Annotated in this window: 22 protein-coding genes, 6 tRNA genes and 1 pseudogene; 9 read left to right on the forward strand and 20 right to left on the reverse strand. The window is 60.7% G+C overall.

What is annotated here, in order from left to right; genetic code table 11:
* Nucleotides 1-14 precede the first annotated feature (14 nt).
* The 4 genes from lpxK to I5961_RS20690 form a co-directional block, all read right to left on the reverse strand.
* Nucleotides 15-1025 carry a tetraacyldisaccharide 4'-kinase gene (gene lpxK, locus I5961_RS20675; RefSeq protein WP_085697004.1) on the reverse strand — a complete coding sequence of 337 codons (1011 nt, stop codon included), beginning with the start codon at nucleotides 1023-1025 and terminating at the stop codon, nucleotides 15-17.
* On the reverse strand, nucleotides 1025-1453 hold the full coding sequence (locus I5961_RS20680) for an ExbD/TolR family protein (protein WP_085697005.1): 429 nt from the start codon (nucleotides 1451-1453) through the stop codon (nucleotides 1025-1027). The genes lpxK and I5961_RS20680 overlap by 1 nt, the downstream gene beginning before the upstream one ends.
* Nucleotides 1450-2085 (reverse strand): MotA/TolQ/ExbB proton channel family protein, encoded by a 636-nt coding sequence (locus I5961_RS20685; protein WP_085704813.1) that lies wholly within the window; start codon nucleotides 2083-2085, stop codon nucleotides 1450-1452. The genes I5961_RS20680 and I5961_RS20685 overlap by 4 nt, the downstream gene beginning before the upstream one ends.
* 78 nt (nucleotides 2086-2163) lie before the next feature.
* Nucleotides 2164-4407: a DNA internalization-related competence protein ComEC/Rec2 gene (locus tag I5961_RS20690; protein WP_085704758.1), complete on the reverse strand. Its 2244-nt coding sequence runs from the start codon at nucleotides 4405-4407 to the stop codon at nucleotides 2164-2166.
* Nucleotides 4408-4543: 136 nt separating this feature from the next.
* Between I5961_RS20690 and I5961_RS20695 the strand changes: the two genes are divergently transcribed.
* Nucleotides 4544-5062 carry a DUF2062 domain-containing protein gene (locus tag I5961_RS20695; protein ID WP_085697008.1) on the forward strand — a complete coding sequence of 173 codons (519 nt, stop codon included), beginning with the start codon at nucleotides 4544-4546 and terminating at the stop codon, nucleotides 5060-5062.
* Between the two features lie 54 nt (nucleotides 5063-5116).
* Here the strand turns inward: I5961_RS20695 and I5961_RS20700 are convergent, their stop codons facing one another.
* The 4 genes from I5961_RS20700 to I5961_RS20715 form a co-directional block, all read right to left on the reverse strand.
* Entirely contained in the window at nucleotides 5117-5896 is a 780-nt protein-coding gene (locus tag I5961_RS20700) for an ABC transporter permease (RefSeq protein ID WP_085697009.1), read from the reverse strand.
* Nucleotides 5893-6825 carry an ABC transporter ATP-binding protein gene (locus I5961_RS20705; RefSeq protein ID WP_085697010.1) on the reverse strand — a complete coding sequence of 311 codons (933 nt, stop codon included), beginning with the start codon at nucleotides 6823-6825 and terminating at the stop codon, nucleotides 5893-5895. Before I5961_RS20705 ends, I5961_RS20700 begins: the two co-directional genes overlap by 4 nt.
* 131 nt (nucleotides 6826-6956) lie before the next feature.
* Complete coding sequence (locus I5961_RS20710; RefSeq protein WP_085697011.1) at nucleotides 6957-7580, reverse strand: glutathione S-transferase family protein; 624 nt, start codon at nucleotides 7578-7580, stop codon at nucleotides 6957-6959.
* 43 nt (nucleotides 7581-7623) lie between these two features.
* Nucleotides 7624-8283, reverse strand: a complete 660-nt coding sequence (locus I5961_RS20715; protein WP_085704761.1) for a transglutaminase-like domain-containing protein — start codon at nucleotides 8281-8283, stop codon at nucleotides 7624-7626.
* 248 nt (nucleotides 8284-8531) lie between these two features.
* Between I5961_RS20715 and I5961_RS20720 the strand changes: the two genes are divergently transcribed.
* Nucleotides 8532-10979: an acyl-CoA dehydrogenase gene (locus I5961_RS20720; RefSeq protein WP_085704763.1), complete on the forward strand. Its 2448-nt coding sequence runs from the start codon at nucleotides 8532-8534 to the stop codon at nucleotides 10977-10979.
* Nucleotides 10980-11053: 74 nt separating this feature from the next.
* A complete protein-coding gene (locus I5961_RS20725; protein WP_007950758.1) occupies nucleotides 11054-11461 on the forward strand; it encodes a PA2817 family protein in 408 nt (135 codons plus the stop codon).
* A gap of 57 nt (nucleotides 11462-11518) precedes the next feature.
* Here the strand turns inward: I5961_RS20725 and I5961_RS20730 are convergent, their stop codons facing one another.
* Nucleotides 11519-12514: a LysR family transcriptional regulator gene (locus tag I5961_RS20730; RefSeq protein ID WP_085704765.1), complete on the reverse strand. Its 996-nt coding sequence runs from the start codon at nucleotides 12512-12514 to the stop codon at nucleotides 11519-11521.
* Nucleotides 12515-12604: 90 nt separating this feature from the next.
* On the opposite strand from I5961_RS20730, the gene I5961_RS20735 reads away from it, so the two are divergent.
* From I5961_RS20735 to I5961_RS20750, 4 genes are all read left to right on the forward strand, one after another.
* Nucleotides 12605-13231: a hypothetical protein gene (locus I5961_RS20735; protein WP_085704767.1), complete on the forward strand. Its 627-nt coding sequence runs from the start codon at nucleotides 12605-12607 to the stop codon at nucleotides 13229-13231.
* A gap of 90 nt (nucleotides 13232-13321) precedes the next feature.
* On the forward strand, nucleotides 13322-14092 hold the full coding sequence (locus I5961_RS20740) for a 2OG-Fe(II) oxygenase (protein WP_227233231.1): 771 nt from the start codon (nucleotides 13322-13324) through the stop codon (nucleotides 14090-14092).
* 1 nt (nucleotide 14093) lies between these two features.
* A complete protein-coding gene (locus I5961_RS20745) occupies nucleotides 14094-14732 on the forward strand; it encodes a LysE family translocator (RefSeq protein ID WP_085697017.1) in 639 nt (212 codons plus the stop codon).
* Between the two features lie 195 nt (nucleotides 14733-14927).
* On the forward strand, nucleotides 14928-16667 hold the full coding sequence (locus tag I5961_RS20750) for a dipeptidase (RefSeq protein ID WP_227233233.1): 1740 nt from the start codon (nucleotides 14928-14930) through the stop codon (nucleotides 16665-16667).
* 121 nt (nucleotides 16668-16788) lie between these two features.
* Here I5961_RS20750 and I5961_RS20755 read toward each other — a convergent pair.
* From I5961_RS20755 to I5961_RS20780, 6 genes are all read right to left on the reverse strand, one after another.
* Nucleotides 16789-16864: transfer RNA gene (locus tag I5961_RS20755), tRNA-Gly, on the reverse strand.
* 2 nt (nucleotides 16865-16866) lie between these two features.
* Nucleotides 16867-16942, reverse strand: a tRNA-Glu gene (locus I5961_RS20760).
* Between the two features lie 58 nt (nucleotides 16943-17000).
* Nucleotides 17001-17076 (reverse strand) — tRNA-Gly (locus tag I5961_RS20765).
* A gap of 3 nt (nucleotides 17077-17079) precedes the next feature.
* Nucleotides 17080-17155: transfer RNA gene (locus I5961_RS20770), tRNA-Glu, on the reverse strand.
* 104 nt (nucleotides 17156-17259) lie between these two features.
* Nucleotides 17260-17335: transfer RNA gene (locus I5961_RS20775), tRNA-Gly, on the reverse strand.
* A 2-nt stretch (nucleotides 17336-17337) separates the two neighbouring features.
* Nucleotides 17338-17413, reverse strand: a tRNA-Glu gene (locus I5961_RS20780).
* 389 nt (nucleotides 17414-17802) lie between these two features.
* On the opposite strand from I5961_RS20780, the gene I5961_RS20785 reads away from it, so the two are divergent.
* On the forward strand, nucleotides 17803-18561 hold the full coding sequence (locus tag I5961_RS20785; RefSeq protein ID WP_011335462.1) for a hypothetical protein: 759 nt from the start codon (nucleotides 17803-17805) through the stop codon (nucleotides 18559-18561).
* 500 nt (nucleotides 18562-19061) lie between these two features.
* Here I5961_RS20785 and I5961_RS28875 read toward each other — a convergent pair whose 3' ends face one another.
* The 4 genes and pseudogenes from I5961_RS28875 to I5961_RS20800 form a co-directional block, all read right to left on the reverse strand.
* A complete protein-coding gene (locus tag I5961_RS28875; protein WP_371807389.1) occupies nucleotides 19062-19943 on the reverse strand; it encodes a methyl-accepting chemotaxis protein in 882 nt (293 codons plus the stop codon).
* A pseudogene (locus tag I5961_RS28880) lies at nucleotides 19923-21026 on the reverse strand (HAMP domain-containing protein); the annotation flags it as partial. The gene I5961_RS28875 and the pseudogene I5961_RS28880, both read right to left, overlap by 21 nt.
* Nucleotides 21027-21134: 108 nt before the next feature.
* Nucleotides 21135-22535 (reverse strand): PLP-dependent aminotransferase family protein, encoded by a 1401-nt coding sequence (locus tag I5961_RS20795; RefSeq protein WP_085704773.1) that lies wholly within the window; start codon nucleotides 22533-22535, stop codon nucleotides 21135-21137.
* A gap of 195 nt (nucleotides 22536-22730) precedes the next feature.
* Nucleotides 22731-23492 (reverse strand): SDR family oxidoreductase, encoded by a 762-nt coding sequence (locus I5961_RS20800; RefSeq protein WP_007917441.1) that lies wholly within the window; start codon nucleotides 23490-23492, stop codon nucleotides 22731-22733.
* 227 nt (nucleotides 23493-23719) lie between these two features.
* On the opposite strand from I5961_RS20800, the gene I5961_RS20805 reads away from it, so the two are divergent.
* The gene (locus tag I5961_RS20805) at nucleotides 23720-24724 is read left to right on the forward strand and encodes an NADP-dependent oxidoreductase (protein WP_085704775.1); all 1005 of its coding nucleotides are present in this window, start codon (nucleotides 23720-23722) and stop codon (nucleotides 24722-24724) included.
* Nucleotides 24725-24775: 51 nt separating this feature from the next.
* Here I5961_RS20805 and pyrF read toward each other — a convergent pair whose 3' ends face one another.
* Nucleotides 24776-25474, reverse strand: a complete 699-nt coding sequence (pyrF, locus tag I5961_RS20810; protein WP_170929700.1) for an orotidine-5'-phosphate decarboxylase — start codon at nucleotides 25472-25474, stop codon at nucleotides 24776-24778.
* Nucleotides 25475-25562 lie beyond the last annotated feature (88 nt).

Here is a 25562-nt window from a genome sequence, read left to right on the forward strand (position 1 = left end):
TGGATAAAAACGGATTAAGGCAAAAGACGATCCGGCAACAGGCGCATCAACTGCGTATCGAACCAGGCCACGAAGGCCGGAGACGGCACGGCATCGACCGCCAGGTACCACCAGTCGGCAGCAGCGAAGGCACGGCACTTCACCGCATCCTTTTCAGTCATCACCACTGGCAATGACGGCGTGAAACTCAAGGCCTGCACGCTGTATTCGGCGTGGTCGGCAAACGCGTGGGGCACAGGCCGCCAGTCTAGCGCTTCGAGGGTATTGAAGAAACGTTGCGGGTTGCCGATCCCGGCCACCGCGTGCACGGCCTGACCGGGCGAAAAATGATCGAGCGACCGGCGTTCGCCGCTGCGCAGATTGACCAGCGCCGAAGGCTTGAGGCGGAAAGCGAAACCGCCATCGCGATCGTCGAGGGCGCCGTTGAACAACACGCCGTCGACGCTTTGCAGACGCTCGATCGGTTCGCGCAGTGGGCCGGCGGGCAGGCAACGCTGATTGCCAAGCCCTCGGGCGGCGTCGATCAGCACCAGCTCAAGATCGCGCGCCAGACGGTAATGCTGCATGCCGTCATCGGACAGGATCAGGTCCAGCGGCTCGCTGTCCAGCAGGGCTCTGACGGCGGCGCTGCGATCGGGATCAATCATCAGCGGCACGCCGGTGCGCTGCACAATCAGCAAGGGTTCGTCGCCGGCGATGTCGGCAGTCTGATCGGCTTCGACCCGCCATGGCAGTTGCGCCGGTTTGGCGCCGTAACCACGGCTGACCACACCGACCCGCAGTCCGTGGCGTCGGCAGTGCTCGATCAGCCACAGGATCATCGGGGTCTTGCCGGTGCCGCCAACGGTGATATTGCCGACCACGATCACCGGCACCGGCGACTGATAAATCTCGCCTTCGCCGTCGAGAAAACGCTGACGCTTGCCGGCCACGACGCGACGGTACAGCCACTCCAGCGGCCGCAACAGCGTCAGGGCCGGGTGCCCCTGATACCACGCGGCGAGCAGACGATCGGACATGGCCATCAGGATTTTGGCGCCGCCTCGACCGTGGTCATGCGCAGATGGCTGAAACCGAGCTTGCCGGCCGCGTCCATGGCGGTGATCACGGATTGGTGCTGAGTCTTGCCGTCAGCACTGATCGACAACGGCATGCTGGTGTCGCCATTGGCTTCCTTCTGCATGGCTTCCATCAGAGTCGCCAGGTCGTTCTTCGGCAGAATCTTGTTGTTCACCGAGAACACACCTTCGGCGCTGATGGCGACGTCCAGTTGCTTGACCTGCTGATCCTCGGCCGGTGAACCGCTGACCGCTTCGGGCAGATCGACGCGCAGCTGGGTTTCGCGGGTGAAAGTGGTGGTCACGACGAAAAACAGCAACAGGATGAACACCACGTCGATCAGCGACGCGAGGTTGATGTCGATCGTTTCCCGGGGTTTGCGACGGAATTTCACGCTTTGCCCCCGGCCAGATCGACGTCACGGTCGCCCTGCACCACTTCCACCAGTTTGATCGCTTCCTGTTCCATGCCCACCACCAGCTCATCGATGCGGCGTTGCAGGAAACGGTGGAAGAACACCGCCGGAATACCGACCATCAGGCCCGCGGCGGTGGTGATCAGCGCCTTGGAAATACCGCCGGCCAGCACCGCAGCGTTGGTGGTCATGCCGGAACCGGTGAAAGCGCTGAAAATGTCGATCATGCCCAGCACCGTACCCAGCAGCCCCAGCAACGGCGACATCGCAGCGATGGTGCCCAGCGCGCTGACGTAGCGTTCCAGCTCGTGGATGACCCGGGCGGCGGCCTCTTCGATGCACTCCTTCATGATCTCGCGACCATGCTTGGAGTTGGCCAGACCCGCGGCGAGGATTTCCCCCAGCGGCGAGTTGGCGCGCAATTCCTTGAGTTTTTCCGTGTTGAGCTGCTTGTCCTTGATCCAGACCCAGACCTGACCCAGCAAATGCTCAGGGGTGACGCGACTGGCGCGCAGGGTCCACAGGCGCTCGGCGACAATCGCCATGGCGGCGATGGAACTCAGAATGATCGGCAACATCATCCAGCCGCCGGATTTGACCAATTCCCACACAGTGACAGCCCCCTCGAAAAAGTGCGCCACTTTACCATACCGGTTCGCGATAAAGACCCGTCGCCCCGACGACCGTGCTCAACGGTACTCTGCCTCCGACAACGGCGGGTCGCGCCAGAACCGGCGTTGTTGACGCATCGACCGGGCCGGCTGAAACCGCCCCAGTTGCAGATGAATGGCACCCTGCTCGGCGCTGTCGTGGATATGCACTCCCTGTTTGCGGTAGCGGGCAATGACGGTCGGGTGCGGATGGCCGAATGAATTGCCTTGCCCTCGGGAAATCAGCACGGCCCGGGGCTGCAAAGCCTTGAGCAAGGCCATCGAAGAGGAACTGCGGCTGCCGTGATGCGGGGCTTGCAGCCATTGGGTATGAACTGCCAGCACGCTGTCGAGCAGGTCCCGCTCGGCAGCGCTGTCGATGTCGCCGGTCAACAGCAAGCGTTCGCCATTGGCTTCGATCTGCAGGACGCAGGACCGCTGGTTGCTGTCATGGGCGTCGGCCCACTGCCATAGCTGAAAGGCAACGCCGTCCCACTGCCATTGCCGGCCGCTTTCGCAGGCCTCGGCGGTCAGCGCTTCGGGCAGCCCCGGCGGATCGCCGCTGATGATCCGCCTGACAGTCATCCCTTTCGCCACGGCGAGCGCGCCACCTGCGTGGTCGGCATCGGCATGGCTGAGCAGCATCAGATCGAGGTGTTCCACCCCAAGTTTGCGCAATGCCGGCAGCACCACTCGCTCGCCGAGGTCGAAGTCACCGAAACGCGGGCCGCTGTCGTACAGCAAGGTGTGATGGCGGGTGCGGATCAGGATCGCCAGGCCCTGACCGACGTCGAGTTGCCAGACATCGGCCACGCCTTCGGCCAGAAGCTCTCGCGGCGGAAATGCCAGCACCAGCAGCAACGGCCAACCCAATGGACGCAAAGGAACGCCCCGGGGCAGCAATAACAACACGGCACCAAGACCTCCCAGCACCCAGACCCACCCTTGCATCGTCGGCGGCACCCACGCCGGCCAACGCCCGGCAATCAGGGCCAGCGTGCTGAACAAGCCATCGATCAGCCCGCCGGCCAGCCACAGCAACCCTTCCCCGACATGAGGGATTGGCAGCAACAAAGTGCCCAGCAGCGCCGGCGGCAGCACCGCAAAACTGACCCACGGCACCGCCAGCAGATTGGCCAGTGGCCCACTGAGGCTGATCGGCAGGCTCAACGCCACCAGCACCGGGCACAAGCCGATCGCGATCAGCCATTGCGCGCGCGTCCAGGTCTGCCACCAGCGCCACGGCCCCAGTCGGCCGCCGAAGGTAAAGATCAAAACACCCACTGCCGCGAATGACAGCCACAACCCGGGACGCAGGCTGGCCAGCGGATCCATCAACAACACGCCGTCGAACGCCAGCAGCAACGGCCACCACGCACCGAGATGGCGAAAACGCAAACGCCACAACAACACCAGTGCAACCATTACGCACGCCCGCCGCACCGGCACGTCGAACCCGGCCAGCAGGCCGTAACCCAGCGCCGCCGTGAACGCCAGACCACACGCCCAAGGCAGCCAGGGCCAACGCAACGGCCAAATCCCGACCCTTGCCAGCCCGGCGACCAGCGCATACATCAACGCCGCCAACAGCCCAATGTGCTGCCCGGAAATCACCAGCAGGTGCACGGTGCCGGTATCCTGCAAGGACTGCCAGTCTTCGCGACTGAGTCCCGAGCCATCGCCCAGCACCAACGCGGCCAAGGCTCCGTTGCGTCCCTGAGCATCCACCGCAAGCAAGCGCTGACGAATGCTGTCGCGCCAGGCCCACTGCGCCGGCGCCAGACGCTGGCCATCCTTCACCGTCCCGGTGGCGCCGATGCGCTGCGCCAACAGCCAGGCTTCATAATCGAACGCATCTGGATTGAGCAGCCCACCGGGGCGCTTGAGCTTGACCGCCACTCGCCAGCGTTCGCCACTTTTGACCTCAGGCCCGGCATACCAGGCCAGACGCATCAGTGATGGCAGCTTCTCGTGACGTGAGTGCGCATCGGCCAGTTCAAAGCGCACGACGCTCTCCACATTCTGCGGCAAGCCGACGACCCGCCCTTCCACCCAGCGCGTTTCGCCATCCAGCCGGTGAGGCAGTCGATCATTAAGCGCCATCTGCGCGTTGAAACCCGCCCATGTGAATCCAAGCAGCAAAAACGCCAGTGGATAGCTGCGAAACGGCAGCAGCATCAGCGCCACCCACGGCAACACCACCAATACCCCGACCGGCGGCAAGGCCGGTAAAAAAACCGCAGCCAGCAGACCGGCTGCCAGCGCCATCATCCCTGTGCGCATAAGCCCGTCCTTGAGAGTCCCACCCTCAGGCATAGCGGTTGCGGGACACGGGCGTCGTTATCAATTGTCACAAAGTCTGAATGGGCGGTTCGTAGAATCCAGACATACTTGCCGCCTTAACCGACCGAGAAGCCTTATGCCCCGGCGCTTATTCAAACGTTACATGCCCGATCCGACGAGCATCAGGGAACACAAATCCTTACGCTTTCTCGGCACGTTGCTGCATGACCCGAACCTCTGGCACCTCAACCGACACTCGGTGGCCCGCGCCATGGCCGTGGGCCTGTTTGCCGCGTTCCTGCCGATTCCCGCACAAATGCTGGTGGCCGCCGTCCTCGCGATCATGGTGCGCGGCAACATGCCGATTGCTGTCAGCCTGGTCTGGCTAACCAATCCGATCACCATGCCGGCGGTGTTTTTCTGCACGTATCAGGCCGGGGCCTGGCTGATGGATGTGCCCGCCCGCACCCTCCCCGATGAATTGACCTGGGAATGGATCAGCGGAGAGCTCTCGACCTTGTGGCAACCGTTCCTGCTGGGGTCGGTGGTGGTCGGGCTGGTACTGGGTGCCCTCGCCTATTGCCTGGTGATGATGTACTGGCGCTGGTGGGTGGCGCGGCAATGGGCGCGGCGCAAAAAAAGTCGTCAGGCGTGAATGCAAAACGGCCTCCACTGTGGGAGGCCGTTTTTCATTGCAACATCGAAGAAATCAGGTACGCATTCCGCGCCCGCTCACCAGCAGCCGCGCGCAACCGAAATACAGCACCACCGTCGCCACAAGCATGAAAGTGATCGCGATACCGATGCGGATATCCGACACTCCGAGGATGCCGTAACGGAAGGCGTTGACCATGTGCAGCACCGGGTTGGCCAGCGACACGGTCTGCCAGAACGGCGGCAGCAAGGTGATCGAATAGAACACGCCACCGAGGTAGGTCAGCGGGGTCAGCACGAAGGTCGGGATGATCGAGATGTCATCGAAGTTGCGCGCAAACACCGCGTTGATAAAGCCCAGCAGCGAGAAAATCGTCGCCGTCAGCACCACCACCAGAACGGTCACGCCCAGGTGATGCACCTGCAGGCTGGTGAAGAACAACGACAGAATCGTCACGATCACGCCCACCATAAGGCCTCGCAGGACGCCACCAATGGTGTAACCGATCAGAATCGTGTGCGGCGACACTGGCGACACCATCAATTCTTCGATGGAGCGCTGGAACTTGCTGCCGAAGAAGCTCGACACCACGTTGCCGTATGAGTTGGTGATCACCGACATCATGATCAGACCCGGCACGATGTATTCCATGTAGGTGAAGCCACCCATGTCGCCGATCTGCCGGCCGATCAGGTTACCGAAGATCACGAAGTACAGAACCATGGTGATCGCCGGGGGCAGCAGGGTCTGCGGCCAGATCCGGGTAAAACGTCTGACTTCGCGGTAAACGATGGTGTTGAGGGCAATGAGGTTGGGGCGCAGCTCGGAACTCATACCGCCACCTTCGACAGATTTTTCTCCACCAGGGACACGAACAGCTCCTCGAGGCGATTGGTTTTATTGCGCAGGCTCAGCACTTCTATGTTCTGCAGGGCCAGTTGGCCGAACAGCGCAGTGATGCCCATGGACTTGTCGACCTGGACTTCCAGCGTATGCGCATCCACCAGACGGGCCGGGTAGCCGGCCAGTTGCGGCGCGACCGCCAGATCGTTCTTCAGGTCGAGCAGGAAGGTTTCCACATGCAGTTGCCCGAGCAACTGACGCATGCTGGTGTTCTCGACAATGGTGCCGTGGTCGATGATGCCGATGTTGCGGCACAGCTGCTCAGCCTCTTCCAGGTAATGGGTGGTGAGGATGATGGTGATGCCTTTCTGGTTCAGTTCGGTGAGGAACGTCCACATCGAGCGGCGCAGCTCGATATCCACCCCGGCGGTCGGTTCGTCGAGGATCAGCAGACGCGGTTCATGCACCAGCGCCCGGGCGATCATCAGACGGCGCTTCATGCCGCCGGACAGCGAACGCGACGGCACATCGCGCTTGTCCCACAGACCGAGCTGAGTCAGATACTGCTCGGCGCGTTCCTTGGCGATCTTCGCCGGAATGCCGTAATAGCCGGCCTGCGTCACGACGATGTCGAAGGTCTTTTCGAACTGGTTGAAGTTGAATTCCTGGGGTACCACGCCGATGGAGCGCTTGAGCGCCGCCGGGTTCTTGTCCAGGTCGTTGCCAAAGATATTCACGGTGCCGCTGGTCTTGTTGACCAGGGTCGAGAGAATGCCGATGGTCGTGGATTTGCCGGCGCCGTTGGGGCCGAGCAAGGCGAAGAAGTCACCTTCAGCGACGTCCAGATCGATACCACTCAAGGCCTGGAACCCGTTGCCGTAGGTTTTGGTTAGCTGCCGGATGGACAGAGCGGAACTCATATCGGATTACGCACCAAGAAGAGAAAAAGGACTGAATGACGGCGGGCGGCGAGGGAGACAACCGCGGCGCACAAGCGCAATGGTGCTTGCCGCCGCCGCACAAGTACAGTCAAGTGTGTCGATAGTAGGTATTAAGTCAACGCGGTCATGACGGCTTTGCGATACGCCGGACGCTGCTTCAGTCGCGCGTACCAGGCCTCCAGATGCGGCATCGGCGCGCGCTCGATCGGCATCTCGAACCAGGCATAAATGAAACTGCCGAGCGGGATATCGCCCATGCCGATTTCGTTGCCGGACAGATACGGCTGATGCTTCAGCGCCTGATCGGCCATCGCCAGCAAGCTGTCACACTCCTTGATCGCCGCATGGATCGCCGGCCAGTCCTGCTTGTCTGCCGGGGTACGCAATACGCCCCAGAACACCGTGCGAAACGGCCCTGCAAAACTGGAAGTCGTCCAGTCCATCCACTTGTCAGCGGTGGCGCGGGTCTGCGGATCCGCCGGGTACCACGCGGTATCGGCTGCATGTTTTGCCAGCAGGTAACGCACGATGGCATTGGATTCCCACAGCACAAAACCGTCGTCCTGTATCACCGGCACCCGCCCGTTCGGGTTCATTGCCCGGTACTCCGGTGTGTCGACCACACCAAACGCGCCACCGGCGTCGATGGCCTCGTAGGCCAGCCCGAGTTCTTCGGCAGCCCACAACGGTTTTCTGACATTCGACGAATTCTTGCGACCCCAGATCTTCAGCATGACCGCCTCTTTTCCAGTGAATGGGCAGGCAGCATACGCCGGATCAGAGGCTGCCGACATCACCGCGCATGTCACTGGACAATGGTTTCTGCTGATCGTTGAACAGGTGCGGATAACATTTCTGCAGATGTTCGAAGAAAAAGGATTCCGGTACATCGGCGAACTGGCCGTGATCGACCAGGTACTCCATCAACAGCGCGCCATCACTGTTGTAAGGGTGAAAAACGCTGTCGTTCATGCCGTCGAATTCCAGCGGGGCAACGTTGAACATTTCGCAGAGCTTCTGGTTGAACGCGGGTGTGGCTTTCACCCAGCGACCATTGAGAAACAGCTCGGTATAACCATGCATGGCGAACACCTCGCTTCTCAGCAGCTCAAGCAGACGCGGCGTCGACAGATGATTTTTCACATCCGCCAGACCAATCCGTGCGGGGATCCCGCAATGGCGCGCGCAACCGGCGAGCAGCGTGGCCTTGGGCACGCAATAGCTCTCACCCGCCGCCAGCGCGTAACTGCCACGCAAGGTTTGCGGGTCGCGGCTGAAGGTGTACATGTTGTAACGCACCGCCTCGCGCACGGCGTAATAAAGACTGATCGCCTGCGCGAGCGGATCGCGGCTGGTACCACGGTGCTGCTCGGCGAACTCCACCACCGAGGGGTGGTCACTATCGATGAAGCGGCCGGGGCTCAGATACTCGTGCATGACGACACTCTCCTGATTGAGCCTCGAGTCTAGCGAGAGGTTCAGCACAGAGATAACGACGTTTCGGCCAAACATGCACGCAAAGACGCGGAAGCTGCGAACGATTTCCCACGCGTGTTGCCCACCGAACCTACAAAAGACATCCGGGGTTTCCCACGATTTCAATCACCTTGCTCTGACCGCCCCGTTTTGCAGATGCCGTCTAAGCTCTGGAGGGTCGGTTCGCCCTGGTTCACGGAGGATTAAATATGCTGTTGTTGTGGATACTGGTTCTGATCGTCGGCGTGGCGTATCTGGCCCACCGGCGCATCGCCCCGCTGCCTGCACTGGGCATCGTTGCCGCTTACCTGTTGGCGATGGGGATTTTCAGCCACGCGCCGGGCTGGCTGTTGCTGATTTTCTGGATCGTGCTGGCCCTGGTTGCTGCCCCGCTGCTGTTACCTGACCTGCGCCGCAAACACTTCACCGCGCCGCTGTTCAGCTGGTTCCAGAAAACCCTGCCCCCGATGTCGCAGACCGAACGCGACGCGATCGATGCCGGCACGGTGTGGTGGGACGGCGAACTGTTCAGCGGGCGCCCGGACTGGGACAAGCTGCTGTCCTATCCAAAAGCGCAACTGAGCGACGAAGAACAAGCGTTCATCGACGGCCCGACCGAAGAGCTTTGCGCCATGGTCACCGACTGGCAGATCGGCCAGTCGATGGACCTGCCGCCAGAAGCCTGGACGCACATCAAGGAACACGGATTCTTCGCCCTGATCATTCCCAAGGAGTTCGGCGGCAAGGGTTTCTCCGCCTACGCTCACTCCCAGGTGGCGATGAAACTGGCGACCCGCAGCGGCGACCTTGCCTCCACCGTGATGGTGCCCAACTCCCTCGGCCCGGCCGAACTGCTGCTGCACTACGGCACCGACGAACAGCGCAATCATTACTTGCCACGACTGGCCCGAGGCGACGACATCCCGTGCTTTGCGCTGACCGGCCCGCTCGCCGGCTCCGACGCCGGCGCCATGCCCGACACCGGGATCGTCTGCAAGGGCGAATGGGAGGGCCAGGAAACCCTCGGCCTGCGCCTGAACTGGGAAAAACGCTACATCACCCTCGGCCCGGTCGCGACCTTGCTCGGCCTGGCCTTCAAGGCCTATGACCCGGATCACCTGCTCGGCGACAAGGAAGACCTGGGCATCAGTCTCGCGCTGATCCCGACCGACACCCCCGGCGTGGAAATCGGCCGTCGCCACCTGCCTCTGGGCGCTGCGTTCATGAACGGACCGAACTCCGGCAAGGACGTGTTCATCCCGCTGGAGTTCCTCATCGGCGGCCAGGAAATGCTCGGCAAAGGCTGGATGATGCTGATGAACTGCCTGTCGGTCGGGCGTTCGATCTCGCTGCCGGCAGTCGGCACCGGCGCGGCCAAGTTCACCAGTCTGGTGACCGGGCAATACGCGCAGATTCGCGAGCAGTTCAACGTGCCGCTGTCAGCGTTCGAAGGCATTCAGGAGGCCATGGCGCGGATCGGCGGCAACGCGTGGATGATGGATGCTGCGCGGATGCTGACTGCCAATGCGGTGGATCTGGGCGAGAAGCCGTCGGTGCTGTCGGCGATTCTCAAGTACCACCTCACCGAACGCGGTCGCGAGTGCATCAGCCACGCCATGGACGTGCACGGCGGTAAAGCGATCATCATGGGCCCGAACAATTATCTGGGCCGCAGCTGGAACGGCGCACCGATCTTCATCACCGTGGAAGGCGCGAACATTCTTTCGCGCAACCTGATGATCTTCGGCCAGGGCGCGATCCGCTGCCATCCGTTCGTGCTCAAGGAAATGGCCCTCGCCGGACGCGAGGACAAGGATCAGGCGCTCAAGGAATTCGATGGCCTGTTGCTCAAGCACATCGGGTTTGCCGTAAGCAACGCCGCCAGCACACTGGTGCTGAACCTTGGTTTCGGCCATTTCGAACATGCGCCGGGAGACAGACTCAGCCAGGGTTACTTCCGCGCCCTCAACCGACAGGCCGCCGCGTTTGCCATGCTTGCCGACCTGAGCATGATGCTGTTGGGTGGCGAGCTGAAACGCCGCGAACGTCTGTCGGCACGACTGGGTGATGTGCTGAGCAACCTCTATCTGGCCTCGGCAGCGCTCAAGCGTTATCACGATCTCGACTCCCCGGCGTACATGGAACCGTTGTTCAGATGGGCCATGGAAGAAAGCCTCGGCCAGTCGGAAAAGGCGCTGGACGAATTGCTGACCAACTTCCCGAACCGGGTCTTCGGCTGCCTGCTGCGGGTGATCGTGTTCCCGTTCGGTCGCCGTCACAAAGGGCCGTCGGACAGACTCGGTGCAGAAGTCGCTGCGGTCATCGGCCGGGCCAAGGGCGATCCGGCGCTGGAAGAACTGCTTGCCGGCTGCTATCGCCCGCAATCGGCAGACGATGCGGTCGGTGCGCTGCAACACGCCTTCGATCAGTTGAACGCTGCGCAACCACTGCACAAAAAATTGCACACTTCACTCAAGAGCGGTCAGGTCAAACCGGTAGCCGGCGAACACGTCATCGATGCAGCACTGGAGGCCGGGGTGTTGCAGGCCGTGGAAGCCCAGTCCCTGCGTGATGCCGAAGCGGCGCGGCGCAAGGTGATCGATGTCGATGATTTCGACAAAGAGGAGCTGAAACCCGCGGAAGGCAAAATCCGCTGATCCCTTCAATCAGTGAAAAACGGGCGCAGGGGCTTTATACTCCCGCGCCCGTTTTGCTCTTGAGGACTTATCTCGTGTCCAACGTCGTTGCCGATCATCTGGTTTTGCTCGACCACCTGCGCAGCATCCTGGTCGCCGTAGGTGAGGCCGATCAGGTTCCCGAAGAAAGCCATGCCCTGTTCCTGGAGCGTTTCGACGAACTGCTGGCTTCACTGCCGATCGAGCCGATCGAAAGCCAATACCTGGGCCAGGACATCCTGACTCAGGTGATTACCCGTTACCCGCAAATTGCCCACCTGATCCCGCGGGATCTGCTGTGGTTCTTCGCCGGCGACTGCCTGCACTACCTGTCCGACGAAGAAATCGACATGTATCAGGCGCTGGAAGAACGCCGCTACGAAGCCGAACAGAACGACGAACCGTTCGACTGGAACCAGGAAAAACAGCTGCTGGCGATGTCCGCCCAGGACAGCAAGCACTGATTTTTGCCTGATAAAAAAAGGCCCGCATGGTGATCCATGCGGGCCTTTTTCATGGGGTCAAAGCAACCCTTCACTCTCGGGCAATTCGTACTCGGCCAAAGGTTTTGTTCCGCCAGACTTTCCCGGTTTGCTCAGGGTCGGCTCTTTCCCCAGGCACTCCACCAGATAGTCGATGAACACCCGCAGCTTCGGCGGCAAATAGCGCGTCGGCGAGTGCAGCAACCACAATCCGCCGTGGTAGGACGCCAGGAATGTCCAATCCGGCAACACCTGTACGATCAGCCCCTGCTCCAGTGCATAACGCGCAGTGAAATACGGCAGGCTGCCAATACCGATGTGCTGCAACACCGCGCCCAGGCGCACGCCAGTGTGATTGGCGGCATACCGGCCGCGCACGCCGACGGTGACGGCTTTCGTGCATTTCTTGAATTTCCAGCGCGCATCGCTCGGAGTTTCGCCCAGATAGATGCAACTGTGGTTGAGCAAGTCGTGGGGATGAGTCGGCGTCCCGCGTTCAGCCAGGTATTGCGGTGTCGCGCAGAGCAAATGATCGATGGTCAGCAGTTGTCGTCCGACCAGTCCGGCCGGTGGACGATCCGTGATGCGAATGGCCAGATCGACATGGTCGTCGATCAGATCCACCTGGCGGTCTTCGAGCAACAACTCCACATCGACTTTCGGATAGCGCCGCAAAAACTCCGGCATGTGCGGATGAATCACGAAACGCCCCACCGCTTTCGGCACGCTGACCCGCACCAGCCCTTCGGCTTCGTGGTTGAACTGGCCGCTGATCTCCATCACCGACTTCGCTGCACTGACCATTTCCTGACAGCGCTTGAACACCTCTTCCCCGCCATCACTCAAGCGCAGTTTGCGCGTGGTGCGTTGGAGCAGCCGCGTGGCCAGTGCCTTCTCCAGCCGGGAAATACTGCGGCTGACCGCCGACGGCGATGAGCCCAATTGGCGAGCGGCTTCGGAGAAGCTGCCGGTCTCGACGACCTTGACGAAAATCGCCATTTCACCGAGCAGCGGCAGGGGAAGATTTATGCTCACAGCGCAACAGTCCTTTGATGTTTGAACGGATTATCACGTTATTGCACGATTCATATAATTAAAAAAGAAACTTTAATAAGGGCATGGAATATGACGCTTCGCCTCTTTTTCCATAGTGATGACCTCAAGGCCAATGTGGAAGTCCTCGACTGCACGCCCCACGAGAACGAATTCGCCGTTGTGTTGCGCGCCACGCTTTTTCATCCTCAGGGTGGTGGCCAACCCTGTGATACCGGCTGGATTGGCGACAGCCAAGTGCTGCGGGTCGTCCAGGAAGCGGACCGAATCATTCATTTCATCAATCAACCGGTGCCGCTGGGCATGACCCAGATTCGTGTCGACGAAGAACGCCGCCGCTTTAATACCCGCATGCACTCTGCCGGGCATCTGATCGGCCACTTTGTCCAGGCCCTGGGCTGGATGCCGGTCAAGGCCCACCACTGGCCGGACGAGGGCCGGGTGCAATTCAAACCTGGAGATTCGGCCCAGGAAGTCGATGCACAAATTGTTCAGTTCGGCATCGGCCAGTGGATCGAACACGATCTGCCACGCCTGACATCCCTGCGCGAAGGCGCGCGGGAAATCGGTTTCGGTGAACTGCCAGCCTATGGCTGCGGCGGCACCCATGTACGCAGCCTGAAGGATCTGGGCACAGTCACGATCGCGTCCCTTTCGCAGAAGAAAGGCACGTTGTCCGTCCACTACAGCGTGGATTGAGGATTTCGGGCGCTGCCAGATGCAGCGTCCGGCGCCGGGGGAACCGCGTTCGCCGGTTCCGTTGACTATTCGATAGATGGACCTGAAACCATGATGCTTGACGTCGAGCGTCTCGATGAGACGTGCATAAAAAAACTGGCCAACGAAGAAGTCCTCGCCATCCGCGTCAAAGGCTTTCTGCCCCACGCGCAGGCGATCCAGATTGGTGACAAGATCCTCGCCCCTGGCTTCGAGGGTTACATCAACGCGCCCAGCATCGGCCGGATCGGCATGGCGTTCTACGAGGCGGAAAACCAGCCGCTGCTGATCGAAGATTATTTCGAGCGCGCCACCAGCAACATCGCCGAACTGCGTAACCGTTGCGCGCCCTACTCGTCGCCGGTCGACACCCTGCGCTGCATGCTCGATGAATCCTGGCCCGCAGGCGCCCATCTGGAGAACCTCTATGGGCGCAAGATGTACGTTGGCCTGTCCCGGGTAGTGAAACCGGGCGTGTGCTTCCTCGCCCACCACGACATATTCGCCAAGGATGCGCCGGAGAGTTTCCAGGCTCGCAGTCTGGAGGCGCAGTTCGCCTGCAACGTCTACCTCAACATGCCGACTGAAGGCGGCGCATTGCAGATGTGGGAAGACGACATCTCGCCAGACCGTTTCGACGAAATGCGCGGCGACAGCTACGGCATCGACCCTGCGCTGCTCGGCCCGCCCGCCCTCGAAGTACGCCCGGAACCGGGGGATTTCATCATGTTCAATTCGCGTCGCATGCACTCGGTGACGCCGGGCATAGACGATCCGCGCCTGAGCCTATCGTTTTTTGTCGGCTATCGCGGCAATGCATCACCCCTGACTTTCTGGAGCTGAAATGACATCGAATTACCTGGGCGAGTTTCTGGCACTGGCCACCATCCACTTTCTGGCCGTGGTCGCTCCCGGCCCGGACTTCGCCGTGACCATCCGCCAGAGTGTGCGTTTCGGCCGACTGGTCGGCATCTGCACGGCATTGGGCATCGGCGCGGGAATTTCCGTGCACGTTCTGTACACCCTGCTGGGCGTCGGCGCCTTGATGCACACCACGCCCTGGCTGCTGACCGTCGCCAAAGTGGTCGGCGGCGCTTACATTCTTTACTTGGGCATCAGCCTGATCCGCAGCAAACCCAAGACGACAATGGAAGGCGAAAAAGCCAGCGACGAACCGCTGGTCGAGCAATCGCTGTTCAAGGCGTTCTCCACCGGTTTCCTGACCAACGCCACCAACCCCAAGGCCACGCTGTTTTTCCTGGCGATCTTCACCACGATCATCAGCGCCAGCACGCCGCTGCAAATCCAGGCCCTGTACGGGTTGTGGATGTGCGGGGTGAATGCGTTGTGGTTCGTGATCGTCGCGCTGTTCTTTTCCAGCAGCAAAGTGCGCGTGCTGTTCATGCGCATGGGCCACTGGTTCGAGCGCAGCATGGGGGTGATTCTGATCCTGTTTGCCGGGCGTCTGGTGCTGTCGATGTAAGCACATTGATCGGAGAAGCCCGACCCAGACAGATTGGGCGGGCTTTTTCGATTCTGCGCCGCTTTTGCATTTCTGTGCGACGCGTCCCACTTCGGGGGCTCCCCTATCACTCGCGGGTGGTGTTAGTTTGCGAAACCGTCTGACGCATCGATCAGACACTTCCTACTCACCGCCTGCAAAGGAATGCCCTTAGCAATGGACTTTTCACTCAAGCAACTGGCCGCCTCGACGCTGATTCTGGCCAGCCTTTCGTCCGTCACACTGCCAGCCCACGCCAACCTGACCGAGCAGCAGAGCGCGACCATCCTCAAGACATTCAATGAGGCAAAAGTCAGTGATTTCAGAGCGTTTCTCGGCGATCTGGCCAAGAACGACCTGAGCAAGACCGACGATCTGCGTCCCGCCATCAGCGCCTTCCTCGACAACAAGACGCTGACCGCCGAACAACAGAATGAGATCCATCGCCTGCTCGGCCTCTACACCCGCGTAAAGTACGGCAAAGCCGCTCTGGAAACCCTGCGCGAACTGGTGGAAATCCCGACCTTCCGCAAGGACGGTGTCGATCAGCACGACAACCCCGAATTCATCAAGATCGCCGGCAAGATCAAGGATCTGGCGGAGTCTTTCGGCCTGAACTATCGCAACATCGACAACCGCGTTTACGAAATCTCCCTCGACGGCAGCGGCAAGGAAGTCGTGGGCATTCATGCGCACGCCGACGTGGTGCCGGTAACACCGGAGAACTGGGTGCTTAAGGACGGCACCAAACTTGATCCGTTCAAGGTCACGCTGATCGGCGACCGCATGTACGGCCGTGGCACCGAGGACGATAAAAACGGCATCGTCGTGACGCTGTATGCCATGAAGGTGATCAAGGAAGAAAAGCTGCCGCTGGCGCGCAATTTCAAACTGCTGGTGGACACCACCGAAGAAACCACCGGCGACGCGATTCCCTACTACTTCGAACGCAACCCGACGCCGGAGTACAACCTGGCACTGGACGGTGGCTACCCGGTGGTGATTGCCGAGAAAGGTTACGGCACGGTCATGGCCAAGTTCGCCAAGCGCAAAGCCGAGGGCAAAGGCGCGGAGCTGGTCTCGATGACCGGAGGCATGGCAACCAACCAGATTCCGTCTGTTTCCGCCGTCACGCTGGTGACCGACAAACCCGCCGAACTGGCGGCCAGCCTGCAAAAGGCCGGCACTGAATATACCAAGCAAAATGGCGGCGATTTCGAAGTGAACGCCAAGGTCGATGGCAAAGACGTCAAACTCACCGTCACCGGTGTTTCCGCGCACTCATCCGAACCGGAATCCGGGGTCAACCCGGTTGCCCGTATGCTCGACTTCATTCACAGCGTGGACGGCAAGATTGCGTTCAAGCACAACCACATCACCGACGCTGCGCACTACGCCGCTGACAATTGGGGTCTGGATTACAAGGGTGGCAAGTTGGGCGTCGGTTTCGCCGATGACTTCATGGGCCCGTTGACCACGTCGCTGACCTACGTCGGCATGGACGACAAAACCTTCAAACTCGCGGTCAACCTGCGCGTGCCGAAGGGCAAGTCGCCGGAAGTGCTCAAGACCGAAATCGCCGACAAACTGGCAGCCTGGAGCAAGAAAAACCATGTCGCGGTGAACTTCGACTATTCGATCGCCGAACCGATGTACCGCAACCCTGAAGGCGAGTGGGTCAAGGCACTGTTGGCCGTGGCCACCGAAAACCTGGGCATGAAACACGAGTTCGGCACCTCGGCCGGCGCCACCTCGGTGCATGAACTGCCGAACGGCGTGCAATTCGGCCTGGCACGACCGGAGGTCAAGTACACCGGTCACACCGATGGCGAATTCAAGACCGTTGACCAGTTCTTGCTGGACCTGCAGATCGTCACGGAGATGATGGGGCGTATCGGGCAACTGCCGAAGCTCTGATGGCGTTTCGGGCCTGCCCCGTTGGCAGGCCCACAAAAAGACCTCGCGGTCTTTTTTACTGCGTGACAAAAAACGCACAAACAAAAACGCCGCTCATCACTGAGCGGCGTTTTTGTGAATTTGGAGCGGGAAACGAGACTCGAACTCGCGACCCCGACCTTGGCAAGGTCGTGCTCTACCAACTGAGCTATTCCCGCAATGGCGTCCCCTAGGGGACTCGAACCCCTGTTACCGCCGTGAAAGGGCGGTGTCCTAGGCCACTAGACGAAGGGGACAGGCTACAACTTTCACTAATAAAAACGCCGCTCTTTGCAAAGCGGCGCTTTTTGAATTTGGAGCGGGAAACGAGACTCGAACTCGCGACCCCGACCTTGGCAAGGTCGTGCTCTACCAACTGAGCTATTCCCGCAAATGGCGTCCCCTAGGGGACTCGAACCCCTGTTACCGCCGTGAAAGGGCGGTGTCCTAGGCCACTAGACGAAGGGGACACGCTACCCGGAACACATGGTGTGTGTTTCGGTGTCCAGATCCGCCTCCGAAGATTGGGTTCTGGTTTCACTCAGCACCGCCGTTAAGCGTCGCTGTTTAAAATTGGAGCGGGAAACGAGACTCGAACTCGCGACCCCGACCTTGGCAAGGTCGTGCTCTACCAACTGAGCTATTCCCGCATTGGCGTCCCCTAGGGGACTCGAACCCCTGTTACCGCCGTGAAAGGGCGGTGTCCTAGGCCACTAGACGAAGGGGACACACTACAACATTCACTCCCTGCCGCGTTTCGCTGTGTGCTTTACGCTGCAAGTGGCGCGCATTCTATGGATGGATTGAAAGGTCGTCAACCCCCAGATATAAATTTATTTAAATCAATGACTTCGACCTGCTTTACCGGCCGTTTCCGGCTTTTGCGTCGCCCGACGATTGACGCCTATATTCCGACACTCGCCAAGGCGTTATAGTCCACCGCAAAGGTGATGGCAATCTGCACCCCAAGGGCCAGCATTTATATAAGCGGCTCCCTGGCCGATACAGATAACAGCTTCGCCGATCCAAACCCGTCGAGCGGCGCTAGGCTCCTCCATGCCAAGCCACTACACTCGCACGCGAACCCTATAAAGAGGTCTTACCGGTGACACCACTCATGATCACCCTGCTAGTCATAGCCGGGATCGCAATCTTGATCGCCATTGGCTACATGAACCATGTGGTGGAAAACACCAAACTGGAGAAGGCCCGCACCAAGGTCGAACTCAACGACCGCCTGCGCCGCTGCGGCGAACTGACCGAAACCTTCCCCGGCCAGTTCATGACCCCGGCCCTCAAGCTGCTGCTGACCCGCCTTGAGCTGAATGTCTGCCAGCGCCTGCTGAACCTGGAAAAAACCAGCGCCACCACCAAGGCCCGCATCACCGAACTGAGCGCCCTCGTCGCCCAGGGCGAATCGATCCCGGTCAACAACCCGCCGGCCCCGATCCAGACCGAAGCCAAGGCCAAAGACGTTCGCTTCCTCCTCGAAGCCCTCCACGGTCAGATCACCCGCGCCGCCCAGGACGGCTTCCTGCCACCGAACGAAGCCAAACACTGGATCCGCGAAGTACGCCACATCCTCGTCCTGCTGCACATCGAGTTCTTCAACAACCTCGGCCAGCACGCCCTCCAGCAAAACCAGCCAGGCCAGGCCCGCCTCGCCTTCGAACGCGGCGTGCAATACCTGCGCAAACAGCAGGACCCGCAAATCTACGCCGAACAACTCCAATACCTGGAAAAACTCCTGGCCCGCGCCAACGCCCAGGTCATGGACAAAATCGCCCCGGTCGAAGGCGAAGAAAACCAACTGACCGCCGGCCTCAAAGATGTCGAGGCTGACGCGGACTGGAAGAAGAAAGTGATCTACGACTGAGTCCAGTCAAAGAGAGAAGCCACCGAGAGGTGGCTTTTTTGTTGGCTTAAGTTCAGGAGTAAACCAGAAAGCCCTCAGCCGACTGGCAAACAGCATTCGCGAGCAAGCTCATTCCCACAGAAAGCAAAAGCAGCCGCACCCACTCCTCACCACGATGAGCGTTAGCTCGAGTAAGGCTTTTGACGTACCGGCCCCATCGGCCGGCTGAGTGGAGGGATTTATCCGGGGGTGGGAGCGCAGCGACCGTGCGGCGAAGCCGCATGCATCGAGAGGAGGTGCAGCGAAGCAAACCGTAGGCGATGCCCCCGGATGAATCCCGTAACGAAGGAACACCGAGCCAAAGCGAGGTGCCGAACGCCGGGGCCCAGCGTTTTTGGTTACTTTTTTGGCGTTTGAAAAAAGTGACTCGCCGTAAGGGCGAAACCGCCAGCAGCAGCACCCGCAGAAACGGATATAAACGCAATAAAACGGGAACCTGGTCGGCCCGAAGGCCGCCAAGGTCAAAGCCGAAAATGCCCCACCATCCCCTTGAGCTCACTCCCCAACTGCGCCAGCTCAACACTCGAAGCCGCATTCCCCCGCATGGCAATCGAAGACTGATCCGCACTCGCCCGAATACTCGTCACACTGCGATTGATCTCCTCCGCCACCGAACTCTGCTCCTCGGCCGCCGCCGCAATCTGCTGGTTCATCTGCTGAATCAACGAAACCGCCGCCGCAATACTCCCCAACGCACTCTCGGTCTGCAACGCATCACTCACCGCCAGCTTCACCAGCTCGCCGCTGCTCTGAATCTGCTGCACCGATGAATGCGCCGCCGAACGCAAGGCACTGACCAGCCGCTCGATCTCCTCGGTCGACTGCTGAGTGCGCCGAGCCAGCGCCCGCACTTCATCGGCGACCACCGCAAAGCCCCTGCCCTGCTCACCCGCCCGCGCTGCCTCGATCGCCGCGTTGAGCGCCAGCAGGTTAGTCTGCTCGGCAACACTCTTGATCACCTCAAGCACCGTGCCGATATTCTGGATTTCCGCACTGAGGCTTTCGATGCTCGAACTGGCCGACGTCGCCGAATCCGCCAACTGCTCAATCCGCGCCATGCTCTGGCGCACCACCTGCTGGCCACTTTCGACCTTGCCGTCAGCAGTCTGCGCCGCAAGCGCCGCCTCTTCTGCATTGCGCGCCACATCGTGTACGGTGGCGGTCATCTGATTCATCGCCGTGGCGACCTGTTCGGTTTCCTCTTTCTGGCTGCTGACCTCAAGGTTGGTCTGTTCGGTCACCGCAGACAGCGATTGTGCCGAACTGGCCAGTTGCTCGATCCCCGCCTGCAATCCGCTGACAATCGTGCTCAAACCCGCGCCCATCTGCTGCATGGCCAGCATCAACTGGCCGATTTCGTCGCGGCGGGAGACCTCGATCGTTGCACTCAGATCACCGGCAGCAATCTGTTGCGCCACGTGAATCACGCTGCGCAACGGCGCCACGATCAGGCGGGTGATCACCCACGCCGCGATCAGCCCGACCAGCAACGCCAGCGCCGATGAGCCAATGATCAGCACCGAATTCTTTTTCAGTTCGCCCTGCATCGCGCTGTCTTGCGCGACATACGCCTGATCGACCCGCGCCACGACTTCGTCGGCCCGCTGATGCAACTGCTGATAGACGGTCTTTTCCTGGGCCAGCAACCCGGTGTACTCGGCAAGCTTTTCACTGAAACCGGCAATGTGTCCGGAGACCTCATTGAGCACCGTCAGATAGCCTTCGTCCTTGACCGTGGTTTTGAGCTGTTCAGCCTGGGCCTGAGCCTGCGCGGCCTGTTCGATATTGCCCTGGCCGGCACTGTCATCACCCTTGCGGCTTTGATCCAGGCGTACCCGCGCTTCGTTCATCGCCTGCAACATCAAGCGTGAGACCTGGCTGACCTGCCCAGCCTGCTCGATGAACTGCGCCCCGTCCTTGCCCTCGCTGTCTTTCAGCGTGTACGCACCGTCGTCGGCCAGACCGGCCTGCAACACATCAAGATTGTTGGCGACGCTGGACACCGACCAACTGGCCATTTCCAGCGCCAGGTCCTTGGCCTGGGACAACGAGACGAATTCATCGAACGCCTTGCGGTATGCGCCCAATGACTGTTGAACGTCGCTCATGACCGACTCGTTGCCCGGCGACAAAATCTTGAGTTGGTCGGCCATGGCGATCAGGCCATCGACACCCTCGTGCAAGGCATCGACGGTTTTCGGATTGCCGTGCAAGGCGTAATCCTGCTCCAGCAGCCGCACCTTGAGCAGGCCACTGTTGAGCGATGACATCTGCTTGAGCCCGTCGAAGCGATGACTGATGGTTTGCAGTGACCAGACGCCAATGGCCGCCACCAGAGCAGTCAGCAACAACACCAGCACAAACCCGATACCCAGTTTTTTCGCCATACCGAGGTTGGCAAAACGTCCTTGCACGGCCGAAATCATTGCGCGTAGTCCCCTGCCATAGTCTGTTACCGAAGATTCGCAACGGCCTTGAAGCAGCACAAGTCTCTGGCGTCGGAATAATGGCAAAAAGCTACGCACGCGTCGTTTTCAGAACGCTTGAGGTCGATCCACGGTCGTGCTTCGAAAAAACTGTCGCGCCCGTGGATCACAGGCGTAAGCCACATTGATGCGCTGCCAGTCGCAGGCTTCGCCACTGGGGCTGAACGAGGTTGCACAAGACAACTGCACCCCGCAGCGCGACGCTTGCCTGCGCAAATGCTGCTCACCAGCCCGTGGCGCGCGCGCCCAGATGAACAGCCCGCCCGAGGGTTTGCCGAACACTTCCCAGTCAGCATCTTCCAGGGCCTGCAAGGCCGCCACACGATCGGTATTGAGGCGCTGACGCTGGCGCTGCACCAGTTTGCGATAGGCGCCGCTGGCCAGCATCCCGGCCAGCACCGCCTCAGAGAACCTCGAGGTGCCCATGCAACTGATCATCTTGACCCGCGCCATCCGCTCGATCAGCTCACCATCGGCCAGCACGAAACCCACTCGCAGCGAGCTGCTCAGGGTCTTGGAAAAGCTGCCGAGGTAAATCACTCGCCCCTCGTCATCCAGCGCAGCCAGGCGAGTGCCACTGCCATTGTGCAGGTCGGCGTAGACATCATCTTCTATCAGCCGCAGGTCATGGATTCTGCTCAATTCGAGGATGCGTCGAGCGACCGCCGGCAACAGGCAACTGCCCGTAGGATTGTGGTGATGACTGTTGATGAACATCGCGGTGGGCCGAAACTGCCGCAGCAACGCCTCGAGCGCCTCGACATCCGGACCGACCGGCGTGCGGCGAACCTCCAGCATGCGCACGCCATGCAAGCGCAGGAGATCGAACAGTGGCGCATAACCGGGAGTTTCGACCACGACACAATCGCCGGCCTTGAACAACGTGCGCACGATCAGATCCAGCCCGTGGCTGGCGCCAGCGGTGGTCATCACCTGCCCCTCGACAGCCTCGATACTCAGCAATCCCAGGCGCTTGACGATCTGCTCGCGCAACGCCGGCAGGCCCAGTGGCGTGCTGTAGTTGAACAGGCTGGCCATGTCGGCCCGTGTTACCTCGCGGATCGCATAACCGAGATCGTCGGGCTCGCGCCAACTCTCCGGCAGCACGCCACTTCCCAGCGTCAAACCGCTGCGCCAGCCGGAGGCCGGATCGCCCCCGTTGCGCTCCCTCTCGCACCCTGAGCCATCGATTGCCTTGCAGCAACCGGGCAACGAAGCCGCCACCATGAAACCCGAGCCCTGACGCGAGGCCAGAACCCCTTGCGCCACCAGCCGCTCGCAAGCCTCCATGACACAGGACTGGCTGAGCAGATTGCACCGCGCGATCTCTCGCACGGAGGGCAGACGCGTCATCGGCGGCAGCTGCCCCTGCATGATCCACTCGATCAATCCGTCAACAATCTGCTGTACGACCGGCACCATTGCCAGTCGGTCAATTCTCAATTCCATGAGCACGCAAACTCCTGTCCATTTTGCTGGCGGCAGTTAATCACAGCCGCGCCCTTCAGGCTGTGCGACAAAACCGCCAAAAGCCTCCGTTCTCACCATTTGATACACATTGTTTAGCGGATTCACGGAACCGCTCCCCAAGTAAAAAAAAATCCGCCGAAGGGCGGATTCTTTCAAGCATCAGTCAATGTCGCCTTAGAAGGCGGTCACGCCGCCATCCACGGCCAGCGAATGGCCGGTGGTAAAGGCCGCACCATCGCTGCACAGGTACAGCACGGCGCTGGCAATTTCCTCGACCTTGCCGATGCGCCCGACCGGGTGCATCGCGTTGGCGAATTCGCCTTTCTTCGGATCTGCCTCATAGGCGCGGCGGAACATGTCGGTATCGATCACCGCCGGGCAAACGGCGTTGACGCGGATTTTCTTCTTGGCGTACTCGATGGCGGCGGACTTGGTCAGGCCGATCACCGCATGCTTGGAAGCCGCGTAGATGCTCATCTTCGGCGCAGCGCCCAGCCCAGCCACCGACGCAGTGTTAACGATCGCCCCGCCGCCCTGGGCCAGCAGCAACGGCAGCTGATACTTCATGCACAGCCAGACGCCCTTGACGTTGACGCCCATGATCGCATCGAACTCATCCATCGAGCCTTCGGCCAGTTTGCCCTTCTCGATCTCGATCCCGGCGTTGTTGAAGGCATAGTCGAGACGGCCGTAGGTATTGATCACCTCGTCCATCAGATTTTTCACTTCGCTTTCGACGGTCACGTTGCAGCGCACGAAAGTCGCTTCGCCGCCGGCTGTACGAATCAGCGCCACGGTGCCCTCGCCCCCGGCCGCATCCAGATCGGCCACCACCACTTTCAGACCTTCGGCGGCGAATGCCTGGGCCGTCGCGCGGCCGATGCCGTTGGCCGCGCCGGTGACCACGGCTACCTGACCGGAAAACGTCATGCTCATTGTTATGTCCTCGAATGCGGGGGATTGATGAAGGCAGCATAGCCACAGGGGCCTGAGTGACGTCAGCACTATCAAAAGGCCGGTTAGGCTTGCATGAATCGCAGTGATGAAACCCCGCCGGGGACTATCACCGTACTGGATCGGCCTGCATTCGCCCCGTGAGCCAACCTTGCGACATCGCGCATGAAGGTCTATCAACAAGGCTTCATTCATTTCGAGTGCCTGTCATGACCAACCAGACCAATCGCCAGTTCCTGCTCGCCAAACGCCCGGTGGGCGCCGCCACCCGCGAGACCTTCACCTATCAGGAAGTACCGGTCGGCGAACCGGCGGCGGGGCAGATTCTGGTCAAGAACGAATACCTGTCCCTCGACCCGGCCATGCGCGGCTGGATGAATGAAGGCAAGTCCTACATTCCGCCGGTGGGTCTGGGCGAAGTCATGCGCGCCTTGGGCGTAGGCAAAGTCATCGCGTCAAACAATCCGGGGTTTGCCGTTGGCGACTACGTCAACGGTGCCATTGGCGTGCAGGATTATTTCCTCGGCGAGCCAAGAGGTTTCTACAAGGTCGATCCGAAACTGGCACCGCTGCCGGTTTACCTGTCCGCATTGGGCATGACCGGCATGACCGCCTACTTCGCCCTGCTCGATGTCGGCGCACCGAAGGCCGGCGACACCGTGGTGTTGTCCGGCGCAGCGGGCGCGGTCGGCAGCATTGCCGGGCAGATTGCCAAGATCAAGGGTTGCCGGGTGGTCGGGATTGCCGGCGGCGCCGACAAGTGCAAGTTTCTGGTCGATGAACTGGGCTTCGACGGCGCCATCGACTACAAGAGCGAAGACGTGTTGGCCGGCCTTAAACGCGAATGCCCGAAAGGCGTGGACGTGTATTTCGACAATGTCGGCGGCGACATCCTCGACGCCGTGCTCAGCCGTATCAACCTGAAAGCACGCGTGGTGATCTGCGGCGCCATCAGCCAGTACAACAACAAGGAAGCGGTCAAAGGCCCGGCCAACTACCTGTCGCTGCTGGTCAATCGCGCGCGGATGGAAGGCTTCGTGGTGATGGACTACGCCGCACAATACGCCAGCGCCGCCCAGGAGATGGCCGGCTGGATGGCCAAGGGTCAGCTCAAGAGCAAGGAAGACATTGTCGAAGGCCTGGAAACCTTCCCGGAAACCCTGGGCAAACTGTTCAGCGGTGAGAACTTCGGCAAGCTGGTGTTGAAGGTCTGAAAACAAGGAAGGGAGCCATTGGGCTCCCTTCTTGATGCTTCAGCTGTTCGCTCAGGCCAGTTGCGCAACCACCGAGGCCAGTGCCTTGGCCGGATCTGCCGCCTGGCTGATCGGACGGCCGATAACCAGATAGTCGGAACCCGCATCCAGGGCCTGACGTGGAGTCAGGATGCGACGCTGATCGTCCTGGGCGCTGCCCGCCGGGCGAATCCCCGGGGTCACCAGTTGCAGCGACGGGTGCGCGGTTTTCAGCGCAGTGGCTTCCAGCGCCGAGCACACCAGACCGTCCATCCCGGCCTTCTCGGCCAGTGCCGCCAGACGCAGCACCTGCTCCTGCGGCTCGATGTCCAGACCGATACCGGCCAGATCCTCACGTTCCATGCTGGTCAGCACGGTCACGCCGATCAGCAATGGCTGCGGGCCGCTGCGCTTGTCCAGCTCTTCACGGCAGGCCGCCATCATGCGCAGGCCACCGGAGCAGTGAACGTTGACCATCCACACGCCCATCTCGGCAGCGGCCTTGACCGCCATCGCCGTGGTGTTGGGAATGTCGTGGAATTTCAGGTCCAGGAATACTTCAAAACCCTTGTCACGCAGGGTGCCGACGATTTCCGCCGCGCAACTGGTGAACAATTCCTTGCCCACTTTGACCCGGCACAGCTTCGGGTCCAACTGGTCGGCCAGCTTCAGTGCGGCGTCACGGGTGGGGAAATCCAGGGCGACGATGATAGGAGTCTGGCAGGCGGACATGGGTGGGCTCTCAGGCAAGTCGAAATCGGCGCGCATTGTAGCGGAACCGGCGACGGCGCGGCACCCGATGATCGGTAAATCGTCGCGC

This window comes from Pseudomonas sp. IAC-BECa141, assembly GCF_020544405.1.
GTDB lineage: Bacteria > Pseudomonadota > Gammaproteobacteria > Pseudomonadales > Pseudomonadaceae > Aquipseudomonas.

Bases quoted from the DNA above. Each gene is read 5' to 3' on its own strand.
- I5961_RS20700 (WP_085697009.1), bottom strand. From the start codon at position 5,896: ATGAGTTCCGAGCTGCGCCCCAACCTCATTGCCCTCAACACCATCGTT.
- I5961_RS20710 (WP_085697011.1), bottom strand. From the start codon at position 7,580: ATGCTGAAGATCTGGGGTCGCAAGAATTCGTCGAATGTCAGAAAACCG.
- I5961_RS20690 (WP_085704758.1), bottom strand. From the start codon at position 4,407: ATGCGCACAGGGATGATGGCGCTGGCAGCCGGTCTGCTGGCTGCGGTT.
- lpxK (WP_085697004.1), bottom strand. From the start codon at position 1,025: ATGGCCATGTCCGATCGTCTGCTCGCCGCGTGGTATCAGGGGCACCCG.
- I5961_RS20735 (WP_085704767.1), top strand. From the start codon at position 12,605: ATGACGCTTCGCCTCTTTTTCCATAGTGATGACCTCAAGGCCAATGTG.
- I5961_RS20750 (WP_227233233.1), top strand. From the start codon at position 14,928: ATGGACTTTTCACTCAAGCAACTGGCCGCCTCGACGCTGATTCTGGCC.
- I5961_RS20795 (WP_085704773.1), bottom strand. From the start codon at position 22,535: ATGGAATTGAGAATTGACCGACTGGCAATGGTGCCGGTCGTACAGCAG.
- I5961_RS20715 (WP_085704761.1), bottom strand. From the start codon at position 8,283: ATGCACGAGTATCTGAGCCCCGGCCGCTTCATCGATAGTGACCACCCC.
- I5961_RS20805 (WP_085704775.1), top strand. From the start codon at position 23,720: ATGACCAACCAGACCAATCGCCAGTTCCTGCTCGCCAAACGCCCGGTG.
- I5961_RS20800 (WP_007917441.1), bottom strand. From the start codon at position 23,492: ATGAGCATGACGTTTTCCGGTCAGGTAGCCGTGGTCACCGGCGCGGCC.
- I5961_RS20785 (WP_011335462.1), top strand. From the start codon at position 17,803: ATGATCACCCTGCTAGTCATAGCCGGGATCGCAATCTTGATCGCCATT.
- I5961_RS20695 (WP_085697008.1), top strand. From the start codon at position 4,544: ATGCCCCGGCGCTTATTCAAACGTTACATGCCCGATCCGACGAGCATC.
- I5961_RS28875 (WP_371807389.1), bottom strand. From the start codon at position 19,943: ATGCTGGCCATGCAGCAGATGGGCGCGGGTTTGAGCACGATTGTCAGC.
- I5961_RS20740 (WP_227233231.1), top strand. From the start codon at position 13,322: ATGATGCTTGACGTCGAGCGTCTCGATGAGACGTGCATAAAAAAACTG.
- I5961_RS20705 (WP_085697010.1), bottom strand. From the start codon at position 6,825: ATGAGTTCCGCTCTGTCCATCCGGCAGCTAACCAAAACCTACGGCAAC.
- I5961_RS20720 (WP_085704763.1), top strand. From the start codon at position 8,532: ATGCTGTTGTTGTGGATACTGGTTCTGATCGTCGGCGTGGCGTATCTG.
- I5961_RS20745 (WP_085697017.1), top strand. From the start codon at position 14,094: ATGACATCGAATTACCTGGGCGAGTTTCTGGCACTGGCCACCATCCAC.
- pyrF (WP_170929700.1), bottom strand. From the start codon at position 25,474: ATGTCCGCCTGCCAGACTCCTATCATCGTCGCCCTGGATTTCCCCACC.